This window comes from Klebsiella sp. RCJ4 (assembly GCF_009025755.1).
Classification (GTDB): domain Bacteria; phylum Pseudomonadota; class Gammaproteobacteria; order Enterobacterales; family Enterobacteriaceae; genus Klebsiella; species Klebsiella michiganensis.
The window spans coordinates 46,379-55,558 of the sequence record NZ_WCIN01000020.1 but is presented as its reverse complement, the minus strand read 5'-3'; the positions used below and the strand labels follow the sequence as shown (position 1 = coordinate 55,558).

Sequence of the window (9,180 nt, the reverse complement as noted above, 5' to 3'; positions counted from 1 at the left end):
ATATTCCCCGGGTTGCGGCGTAAACGCCTTACCCGGGCTACGGGTTACCAGCAATCTGCGGCCCTGTAGCCCGGCTAAGCGCAGCGCAAGCCGGGAAGAAGCCGCAGCAATGCCACGTCACGGCATATTCCCCGGGTTGCGGCGTAAACGCCTTACCCGGGCTACGGGTTACCAGCAATCTGCGGCCTTGTAGCCCGGCTAAGCGCAGCGCAAGCCGGGAAGAAGCCGCAGCAATGCCACGTCACGGCATATTCCCCGGGTTGCGGCGTAAACGCCTTACCCGGGCCACGGGTTACCAGCAATCTGCGGCCCGGTAGCCCGGCTAAGCGCAGCGCAAGCCGGGAAGAAGCCACAGCAATACCACGTCACGGCATATTCCCCGGGCTATCGGCAATCTGCGGTGCTGCAGCCCTACTCCTCACTCACGACAGGCTTAACTCTTACCGCAAACAGCACTATCACCATGGCGCTGACCAGCAGCACGCCGCTGCCGACAAAAACGCCGCTCGCGCCGTTGAGATCGAATACCGCACCGCCGCCAGCCGCACCGGCGCTAATCGCCAGCTGAATAGAGGCCACCAGCAGGCCGCCCGCGCTTTCAGCTTCATCCGGCACCGTGGTGGCAAGCCAGGTCGACCAGCCCACCGGCACCAGACCAAAAGCAAAGCCCCACATCGCCACCAGCAGACCGTCCAGCAGCGCGACGTGGCCGAACGTCACCATCATCAGCGCCAGCACGCTCATTGCCAGCGGCACCAGCGCCAGCGTCAGGCGCAGGCTTCGGGCCAACAGATGTCCGGCAATCGAGGTGCCGATAAAGTTCGCTACCCCAAAACCGAGCAGGATCAGAGAAACCCCTTCGACGCTGGCCTGCGCCACGGTTTCGAGGAACGGACGCAGATAGGTAAAGAAGGCGAAGTGGCCGCTGAAAATCAGGATTGTCGCGAGCATGCCGCCAATCATACCTGGCCGACGCAGCACCTTAAACAGGGTAGCGAAGCTGCCGACGCTCTCCGGACGCATGGAAGGAAGAACCCACAGCTGCCAGAGCAGCGCAACCACGCTCGGCAGCGCACAGATAAGGAATACGTTGCGCCAGCCGATCAGCGCGCCGAAATAGCTGCCCAGCGGCGCGGCAACCACCGTCGCGATGGAAACGGCGGAAAAGATAATCGCCAGCGCTTTCGGCACCATCGCCGCCGGAACCAGACGCATGGTGGTCGCGGTCGACATCGACCAGAAACCGCCGATGGCAATCCCCAGCAGCAGGCGTCCAAGCAGCAAAAACTCCAGCGAACCGGCGAAGGCCACCATCATGCTGGAGATAATTTGCAAAACGGAGAAGAACATCAGCACCCAGCGGCGGTCAATATTTCGCGTCGCGGTGGTGATCAGCAGCCCGGTCACTAACGCCACCAGCGCCGTCGCGGTGACCGCCTGCCCCGCCATGCCTTCGCTAACGCCCAGGCTTGCCGCCATCGGCGTCAACAAACTGGCAGGAAGAAACTCGGCGACAATCAGGCCAAACACCCCCAGCGCCAGCGCATAGACGGCGCGCCACGCGGGCCTGGCGTTGGCCTGGCTCTCTTCAGCTGCAATGCAGGAACTCATAAACATCTCTCCAGAACAATTAACATTTCGTTAAGGTTAGGCGGTTCTGTTCGGACGATCTATGATGCATACTCCTTGATTATTGATAATTCGTCCGGGAATGATGTTATGACTCAGCACGCCCTCGATCTCACCAGCGAACTTCTGCGCGGCATGCGCCTTTCCGGCGTCAACTACCGCCGCATCGAAACCTCCCGCCCTTTTGGCGTCGAATTCGGCTTCGTACCCGGTAAAGCGCAGTTCCACTTTATCAGCCGGGGACCGGTACTGCTGCGCATGGTCAGCGGCCAGCGCCTGATGCTGCAGAGCGGCGATGCGCTGTTTATTCCGAACGGCGATGGTCACGTGCTGCTCTCCGATGACCAGGCAACGGTGGTTAACGTGTCCAGACTGCCCAGCGAACCGGTTTGCGGCTCGGTAAGCTGCGTCAAAAACGCCTGCGACGACGCGAAAAGCGACAGCGCTATTATCTTCAGCGCCTGTATGGACTTTGAGCTGGGCGGTATGCAGCCGCTGGTCAAAGCGATGCCCGAAGTGATGCTGGTCAGCAGCCTGCTGACCAGCCGTCCGGAGATCCCGCCGATGCTGGCGGCCATGGAACGCGAAAGCCTCACTCGACAGGCGGGCTACGCCGGCATTCTGGCGCGGCTGGCCGATGTGGTCGCCGCGCTGATTGTCCGCGGCTGGGTGGAGTGCGGCTGCGGCAACGCCACCGGCTGGGTACAGGTGCTGCGCGATCCTAAGCTGGCTAAAGCCATTTACGTTATGCATCAGCAGCCGGGCATTAACTGGAAAGTCGAGGATCTGGCCCGCGAGGCGGGAATTTCGCGTTCGGTATTTGCTGAACGCTTCCTCTCCGCCACCGGCACCACGCCCGCCCGCTATCTCACCGAGCTGCGTATGCGCCTCGCGGTGCAGTACATTTCCCATGAGGGTCAGGCGCTGGAAAAAGTGGCCTTCAGGCTGGGGTACAGTTCTCATGCCGCCTTCAGCCGCGCCTTTAAACGCATAATCGGAAAGGCGCCGGGCGCGCTGCGCGATCTGTCGCGGGAAGAAGGATTTTAGCACTGTCCCAGTTCACGGGTGCGCCTGACCGCCGCCAGTACGCTGCGCTGAAGCCCAGCGGCAAAATCGCTGTTGTTCAGCTCATACAGACCGTGGATCCCGACGCCCGCCGGGGAATTGTTGATATCCAGAAGCTGGCGCGGATGCTTCTGGCTTTGGCGCAGCATCTCGACCGCGCCGAGCAGGTTTTCCAGCACCACCTCCGTTGCCTGGGGCCGCGGCAGCCCCGCCAGTACGCCGGCATCGGTAAGGGACTCAATAAAGTAGTAAATATAGTTAGGGCCCGCGACGCCAAAGCCGGTAAAGATATCGATCAACCGCTCAGGCAGATACAGCACTTTGCCAAAGCCGCGCAGAAACGGCTCGATCTCAGCCGCGCTGGCGTGGGGGTTTAAGGTCACGCCGCTATAGCCAAATCCGGTATCGGTCAGGGTATTGGGGATCGCCCTGGCAATCGGCGTTGCCGCACCAAACAGGGAGGCCAGCTTTTCCAGGGTCACCCCCGCGATCAGAGAAACCACCGTCGTCGAGCCGTTTAGCTGCGGGCGCACGCGGTTCGCCACCCCCGCCAGATCGTCCTGCGGACGGATCCCCAGCACCAGCAAAGCGGCCTCGTTTACGCCACCGTCGCCCGACAGCCGATAACGGGCGCGCAGAGCCTCGACTCGCGCGCTGTCGATATCCTCCAGCGAGATCGCGTCCGCCCGCAGCGCACCGTGGCTTAATGACGCGCGAATAATCGCCTCCGCCATCTGTCCGGCGCCAATAAAATGGACCCTGGTCATGAGTCTTACTCCTTATTCAAAAAGATATTCGCCGTTGCCAACGCGAAAGCGTCGGCCTTTGAGCGCCGGGTCAGCAACGCGAAACACCACTTCAGTCAGTTGGTTCGCCGCGCCCTGACGGAAAAGAAACTCTCGACCGCCCACCGCCAGCCCCTGCTCGCCTTGCGGGGCAAAGCCAAACAGCAGCTGCCAGCGGTCGCGCAACGCCTGAGGATGCTGTACCGTGAAAACCGCGCGCTGCAGTTCAATCTCCCCCAGCGGATGCGGCGCAGCGAGACCTTGTGCCTGCAGGCGGCTCAGCCGGGCGTCATCCTCTTCCCCCCATTGCAGAATGAAGGGATAGACCAGGCCGTCAAAATCGCCGTCAATGGTGAAGATCCGCCAGCGGATAACGTTGCCCTGCGGATCGTCGCGCTGGCCGTTGACGATCGGCGAAACCCGCAGGCCCTGCTCGTGCAACTCCGCATGCGTGCGCTCAATATCGTCGCTACGCAGCGCCACCCGATACAGCGCTTCATTATCCGGCAGCAGCCGCGACGCATCCTGGGAGAGTAAAAACGTCTCCGCGGCGGAAAGCAGCTCTGCATCATCGGCAATCGCCAGAAATTCGATATAGGTCAGGCCGAAATAGCTCAGCGCATTCCTGGTCCCCCAGCCCGGGTGGCGCCCACCGGCCACCGCGTTGAGCTTTTGCCCGCTCAGCGCCTGAATCGCCGCTTCCGGCTGATTAACAAACTGGACCGCGTGGTCCCACGTTAAGGTTGCCATTCGCCCTCCCGCTCCTCTGCCTGATAAAAACGCAGCCGACAGGCGGCATCGCCGCGAGCCAGCGCGGTCTGCACCTCTAAATGCAGCCCCGGAAACGCGTCGGTTAGCGCACGATCGCCTTCCATGCAGATATCGCACAGCGTCTCAATTTCGCTGGCGCCTCGCCCCTGCTGCCGCCAGCAGTTGACATAGGGACAGTAGTGAAACAGGACGATAAATTCGGCCCGGCTGGCGCTAACGGGCTCCATCTCATAAACCTGAGATTCCAGTCCGCGGGTAAACAGCCCGGCAAACTCCTGCAAATCTTTTCGATCGCGAATTTGCGCGCGCAGCTTATGCCCGATATCGCGGCCATAGTGGCGTATTGCTTCACGGACAGAATCATCCGCGATATGGCGTTGTCGGCTTTCGTCCAACAGGTAACCGATCGTTGCCGCGCGTTTTTCAGTAATGGCGCGCAGCGCCAGGGTCACCTCATCGTTTATGGTGGCAGCGTTATGCGCCGGTTCCGAGCTTATTTGCGTCATGCGCTTATTCCCAGTCGGTATTCACTTTCACGTCGCTGGCGCCCGGCAGGGCATACACATCTTCGGCGTACCATTTCCGCGAGAGCTCAGCGAGCGTGCCGTCCTTTTTCAGGGCAACCAGCTGCGCGTCAATCGCTTTGATTAGCTGCGGATCGGTATTTTTTTTATACAAATAGACGTTAGGAAACAGGCCAACGGAATCCGAAGCTTTCAGATTAAGATTTAGCGCCTTATTTAACGCCAGCAGCGCGCCAATGGGGTAAATCGCCGCATCGTACTCCCCGGAGGCTACCGCTTTAAAGATATCGGCGGCGGACTGCTCGCCGTTGGGCTGCAGGTTAATTTGTTGGCCTGGATGTTTTTTATTGTAGTTTTCAATCACCGTATAACGGGCGTCGGAGGTATGAATCGGCACCAGCTTTTTCTTCCCGCTGGCGAGATCGCCGAGATTATGTATATCGTTCTCATCGTTACGCACAATCAGGCGCAAATCGCTGATCCCGGTCGGCTCGCCGGAGTGGTCGTATTTTTCCGCCCGCTCTTTGGTGAGATAAAAGTGATCCGCCGCGAGGGTATAGGCGCCGGTCGATAGGCCGACGATCATCGCATCGCGCGAGACCGCATTAAAATGAAACGTATAGTCGGTTAAACGCTGGTCCAGCACCTTTAACAGGTCGCCATCGTAACCGGTAATATTGTTGTTATCGTCAACAAAGCTAAAGGGAAAACCGTTAGCATTGACGACAACCTCAACCGTTTTCGCGTTTGCGCTTTTTTCAACAGCCTGCGCGGCGTTCATTCCCATTGCCAACGCCAGCGCACTCACCAGTAAAATTTTATTTTTCAAAATACCTTCCCCAAAATGATAACCGTGAAACACTCTTTTCTGCGTTTCCTTGCCAGCGGGCGCTCAGAAACCTTTCTGCACTGCGCAATGCTCTGGCAATCGCCAGGCACAGCACGATATAAATCACCAGCACGACGCAGTAGGCTTCGACAAAATGAAACCCGCGCGCGGCGGCGATATTGGCTTTCGCCATCAGATCAACAACGGTGATGGTGTAAACCAGCGAGGTGTCTTTAATCAGATCGATCAGCACGCTGGTAAAGTTCGGCAGCGCGGATACCGCCGCCTGTGGAAAAATAATGCGTCGGAACTGCGTGAATCCGCTTAGCCCGATTGACCATGCGGCCTCGCGCTGCCCCTTATCAACCGCATTCCATCCCGCGCGAAAGGTTTCGGCGAAATAAGCGCTGAAGATCAGCGACAGCACGGTGACCGCCGCCGCCAGCGGCGAGAGTTTATAGCGGTACATCGTATCCTGCGGGCCGCCGAACAGCCCGGCGGCAATCCACGGCCAGACGTAAAAAAAGAAATACAGCATCACCAGGACCGGGACCGAACGGCCGAAGGAGAGGAATACCCTCGCCAGCCATTGAACGCCGGGTACCTGACGAATAATCGCCCACGCCAGCGCTGCGCCCAGCAAAGTGGAAAACAGTAAGGATAATAACGTTATCGTCAGGGTGACCGGCAGCGCGCTTAAAATAAACGTAAAATTGTCGCGAATGAACGCCAGGCTAAACATGTTAATTTATCACTCCAGCAGGAACTGATATTTCTTTTCAATACGAGTGGTAAAATAGAGAATAATACTATTCAGCACCCAGTAGACGATAATAACGCTAATAAATGCCGCGACTTGTTTCGCCCCGTAGCTATTTTGCGAAATCTTTTGTGCCCGCCCAAAAACATCCACAATACCAATAATATTGACCAGCGAGGTCATTTTCACGAGATTAATTAAAAGATTGCCAAAGACGGGAATAGCAATAATAAGCCCCTGGGGGAAAATAATCCGCCGTATTCCCTGATGCCAGGGAATATTCAGGCTGATAATGGCCTCTTTCTGGCCACTATCCACCGCGCGCCACGCTGAACGCATCATTTCTGCAAAGTAGGGACTGATACTGACCGAAATAGACAGCACCGCAAAGGTGGTATCGCTAATCCACAGCGGCGGCAGCGCCAGCGCGGTCAAAATTAATTTGCCGCCGAAGAAAAACAGCAGGATCAGCAGCGCCAGAGGCGCGCCGCGCAGAATGTCGGTATACCCATTTGCCGCCGCGCTGAGCGGCTTAAAGCGGCTAAACTGCAGCAGCACAATCAGCAGCGCGATCGTTAAACCAAGCAGCAGCGACGCCAGCGTTATACCGAGGGTCACGGGTAAATTTTCCAGCAGCTTCGGCACTATTCCGGCGATATCCTGCCAGCTAAACAGCGGGTTATTGTTCATCATCAGCCTCAGGCATGATAGTGCAGTTGTGCAAGAAACGCCCGGGTTCGGCCCTGCTGCGCCGCGCCAAATATCTGTTCCGCCGGGCCCTGTTCAACGATTTCGCCGTTTTCCATAAATACCACCCGGGAAGCGACCTGACGGGCGAACGCCATTTCGTGGGTCACGATGATCATCGTCTGGCCCGCGGCGGCAATGGTCTGAATAAGCTCCAGCACTTCACCGACTTTTTCCGGATCCAGGGCTGAGGTCGGCTCATCCAGCAGCAGAACGGCGGGGTTAATGGCCAGCGCCCGCGCAATACCGATACGCTGCTTTTGGCCGCCGGAGAGACTGTGCGGATAGTGGTCTTTTTTATGCAGCAACCCCACCTGCTTTAAGAGTCGTTCAGCAATAGCCAGCGCCTCCTGCCGCGGACGCTTTTTAGCGTATATCAGTCCTTCGGTAATATTTTGCAGTGCGGTGAGGTTATGAAAAAGATTCCACGATTGAAAAACCATAGCGGTTTTTGATCGTAGTTTTTCAATCTCCTTTTTTCCCGCTTTTGCGCAATCCAGCGCCACATCATCTATTCTTATTTGCCCGCTATCGGCAGGCTCTAAGAAATTAAGCGTACGTAATAGCGTGGTTTTCCCCGAGCCGCTGGGGCCAATAATGCAAATAATCTCGCCGGAATGAATGCTGAGCGATACCTCTTTTAGCACTCTTTCACCGGAGAAGCTTTTACTGATCTTATTGAGCGTTATCATAATGAGATATTCGTGAATAATGATTATTTGCCGCACACCGGCATTTATTTCTGTACAAAAACTATATTGCCGCCGTTCAGATGATAGCAAACAAGAAAATCATCTATCGAAAGTCAAAAAATAACTTTTTATATATTTGTTATGACAATGAGGCTTGATTGTAATCAAACCTTATTTGCAAAACAGGATTGCGGTAATCGATATTTTTTATTCAAATTTACTGAACAATGAGAGCAAATTGTTTCGATTTTAATCATCGCGTCGTCGGCCTATTATTTATCACATCGGGGCAACAACGCTCCAACACTGACAAAACGCTTAAGGAATACGACCATGAAATCCATCAAAACTTTCGTTGCAGTTGCCGCACTCTCTACGATCTCTTTCGGTACTTTTGCGCAGAGCATCAGCGCCAGCGCTTCCACACTGGACCGCGCAGAAGCCAAAATTGCCGCTCAGGCCGCAGAGCAAGGCGCGTCTTACAAAATCACCAGCGCTCAGTTCAATAACCGCGTGCATATGACCGCAGAACTGACGAAATAAACTCACCCGTCATACTTCAAGTTGCATGTGCGTTGGCTGCGCGCGCTCACCCGAATCACTTACCAGAGTAAGCTCATCGGGATTCACTGACTTGCCGCCTTCCTGCAACCCGAATTATTTAGGGTATATAACAATATTGCCGGGCCGCCGGAAGACACAGGCGACAGCGACAACACGATGAAATAAGGAACAGAATATGAAAAATATCGGCGTAGTCACCGCACTGCTGTTAGCCGCTACACTTTCGTCCGGGGCGATGGCCGCAGAGAATAGCTTTGCGCGTCCGGAGGCAGGTTCAAATATCGACACGTCCGTGCATCAGAATCATATTGATGTCAGCCATGCCTTTGATAAAGAGAGCCTGACCGCAGGCAATCTTCAGTAACGCACAGCCCAGGGCGCGCGCGGAATTATCCGCTGCGCGCCCTACTTTTTCTGCCAGTGTGCCCACGGATTATCCGCCGGCGCTTCCGCTTTTGCCGTATCGGTATCGGACAACGAATCGATATACAACGCTTCCACTTCTTTACGCGCCCAAGGCGTGCGGCGTAAAAACTTCAGGCTCGACTTAATACTCGGCTCGCTTTTAAAGCAGTTGATGTTGATGCGTTTCGCCAGTTCGGCCCAGCCATATCGCGCGACCAGCGCGTTTAACAGCGCTTCCAGCGTGATGCCGTGCAGAGGATCGTTTGGGTGCTGCATTGCGTCTCTTTACCTGAATTAAAAATTTCGCTCACCATACTGGCTCCCGACGCCAATCGCAACAGCCCCGCCTCCCCCTTATCCAAAATTCGCAAAAGCACAGAACCCTCCACGGTCATAAATTAGAAAAGAA

Annotated in this window: 13 protein-coding genes; 4 read left to right on the top strand and 9 right to left on the bottom strand. The window is 56.2% G+C overall.

All coding sequences use genetic code 11. The annotated features are described in order from the left end of the window. A partial coding sequence (locus tag F8562_RS29420; RefSeq protein WP_226789536.1) for a hypothetical protein occupies window positions 1-193 on the top strand: 193 nt, incomplete at its 5' end. Window positions 194-411: 218 nt separating this feature from the next. Here the strand turns inward: F8562_RS29420 and F8562_RS05855 are convergent. Beyond that, window positions 412-1,611 (bottom strand): MFS transporter, encoded by a 1,200-nt coding sequence (locus F8562_RS05855; RefSeq protein WP_014838552.1) that lies wholly within the window; start codon window positions 1,609-1,611, stop codon window positions 412-414. A 108-nt stretch (window positions 1,612-1,719) separates the two neighbouring features. On the opposite strand from F8562_RS05855, the gene F8562_RS05850 reads away from it, so the two are divergent. After that, complete coding sequence (locus F8562_RS05850; RefSeq protein WP_014229455.1) at window positions 1,720-2,676, top strand: AraC family transcriptional regulator; 957 nt, start codon at window positions 1,720-1,722, stop codon at window positions 2,674-2,676. On the opposite strand, the gene F8562_RS05845 is transcribed toward F8562_RS05850, so the two are convergent. The 7 genes from F8562_RS05845 to F8562_RS05815 are packed head-to-tail and all read right to left on the bottom strand — an operon-like array spanning window position 2,673 to window position 7,802. After that, on the bottom strand, window positions 2,673-3,461 hold the full coding sequence (locus tag F8562_RS05845; protein ID WP_014838554.1) for a pyrroline-5-carboxylate reductase family protein: 789 nt from the start codon (window positions 3,459-3,461) through the stop codon (window positions 2,673-2,675). The two genes, F8562_RS05850 and F8562_RS05845, sit on opposite strands and share 4 nt — an antisense overlap. Window positions 3,462-3,473: 12 nt before the next feature. After that, window positions 3,474-4,229 carry a VOC family protein gene (locus F8562_RS05840; protein WP_094909310.1) on the bottom strand — a complete coding sequence of 252 codons (756 nt, stop codon included), beginning with the start codon at window positions 4,227-4,229 and terminating at the stop codon, window positions 3,474-3,476. Next, on the bottom strand, window positions 4,217-4,756 hold the full coding sequence (locus tag F8562_RS05835; RefSeq protein WP_014838556.1) for an L-2-amino-thiazoline-4-carboxylic acid hydrolase: 540 nt from the start codon (window positions 4,754-4,756) through the stop codon (window positions 4,217-4,219). Before F8562_RS05835 ends, F8562_RS05840 begins: the two co-directional genes overlap by 13 nt. Before the next feature lie 4 nt (window positions 4,757-4,760). Then, window positions 4,761-5,603 carry a transporter substrate-binding domain-containing protein gene (locus F8562_RS05830; RefSeq protein WP_014229459.1) on the bottom strand — a complete coding sequence of 281 codons (843 nt, stop codon included), beginning with the start codon at window positions 5,601-5,603 and terminating at the stop codon, window positions 4,761-4,763. After that, window positions 5,593-6,345, bottom strand: coding sequence for an amino acid ABC transporter permease (locus F8562_RS05825; protein ID WP_014838558.1), 753 nt, complete (start codon window positions 6,343-6,345; stop codon window positions 5,593-5,595). The genes F8562_RS05830 and F8562_RS05825 overlap by 11 nt, the downstream gene beginning before the upstream one ends. A 9-nt stretch (window positions 6,346-6,354) precedes the next feature. After that, window positions 6,355-7,053, bottom strand: coding sequence for an amino acid ABC transporter permease (locus F8562_RS05820; protein WP_014838559.1), 699 nt, complete (start codon window positions 7,051-7,053; stop codon window positions 6,355-6,357). 8 nt (window positions 7,054-7,061) lie between these two features. Then, window positions 7,062-7,802, bottom strand: a complete 741-nt coding sequence (locus F8562_RS05815) for an amino acid ABC transporter ATP-binding protein (protein WP_004102264.1) — start codon at window positions 7,800-7,802, stop codon at window positions 7,062-7,064. A gap of 333 nt (window positions 7,803-8,135) precedes the next feature. On the opposite strand from F8562_RS05815, the gene F8562_RS05810 reads away from it, so the two are divergent. Both F8562_RS05810 and F8562_RS05805 read left to right on the top strand, forming a co-directional pair. Next, complete coding sequence (locus tag F8562_RS05810) at window positions 8,136-8,345, top strand: YdgH/BhsA/McbA-like domain containing protein (protein ID WP_014229463.1); 210 nt, start codon at window positions 8,136-8,138, stop codon at window positions 8,343-8,345. A 196-nt stretch (window positions 8,346-8,541) separates the two neighbouring features. Next, window positions 8,542-8,730: a hypothetical protein gene (locus F8562_RS05805; RefSeq protein ID WP_004134116.1), complete on the top strand. Its 189-nt coding sequence runs from the start codon at window positions 8,542-8,544 to the stop codon at window positions 8,728-8,730. A gap of 41 nt (window positions 8,731-8,771) precedes the next feature. Here the strand turns inward: F8562_RS05805 and F8562_RS05800 are convergent, their stop codons facing one another. Then, window positions 8,772-9,047, bottom strand: coding sequence for a VF530 family DNA-binding protein (locus tag F8562_RS05800; RefSeq protein ID WP_014229464.1), 276 nt, complete (start codon window positions 9,045-9,047; stop codon window positions 8,772-8,774). Window positions 9,048-9,180: the final 133 nt, after the last annotated feature.

Bases quoted from the DNA above. Each gene is read 5' to 3' on its own strand.
- F8562_RS05855 (WP_014838552.1), bottom strand. From the start codon at position 1,611: ATGAGTTCCTGCATTGCAGCTGAAGAGAGCCAGGCCAACGCCAGGCCC.
- F8562_RS05810 (WP_014229463.1), top strand. From the start codon at position 8,136: ATGAAATCCATCAAAACTTTCGTTGCAGTTGCCGCACTCTCTACGATC.
- F8562_RS05850 (WP_014229455.1), top strand. From the start codon at position 1,720: ATGACTCAGCACGCCCTCGATCTCACCAGCGAACTTCTGCGCGGCATG.
- F8562_RS05800 (WP_014229464.1), bottom strand. From the start codon at position 9,047: ATGCAGCACCCAAACGATCCTCTGCACGGCATCACGCTGGAAGCGCTG.
- F8562_RS05840 (WP_094909310.1), bottom strand. From the start codon at position 4,229: ATGGCAACCTTAACGTGGGACCACGCGGTCCAGTTTGTTAATCAGCCG.
- F8562_RS05845 (WP_014838554.1), bottom strand. From the start codon at position 3,461: ATGACCAGGGTCCATTTTATTGGCGCCGGACAGATGGCGGAGGCGATT.
- F8562_RS05835 (WP_014838556.1), bottom strand. From the start codon at position 4,756: ATGACGCAAATAAGCTCGGAACCGGCGCATAACGCTGCCACCATAAAC.
- F8562_RS05805 (WP_004134116.1), top strand. From the start codon at position 8,542: ATGAAAAATATCGGCGTAGTCACCGCACTGCTGTTAGCCGCTACACTT.
- F8562_RS05820 (WP_014838559.1), bottom strand. From the start codon at position 7,053: ATGAACAATAACCCGCTGTTTAGCTGGCAGGATATCGCCGGAATAGTG.
- F8562_RS05825 (WP_014838558.1), bottom strand. From the start codon at position 6,345: ATGTTTAGCCTGGCGTTCATTCGCGACAATTTTACGTTTATTTTAAGC.
- F8562_RS05815 (WP_004102264.1), bottom strand. From the start codon at position 7,802: ATGATAACGCTCAATAAGATCAGTAAAAGCTTCTCCGGTGAAAGAGTG.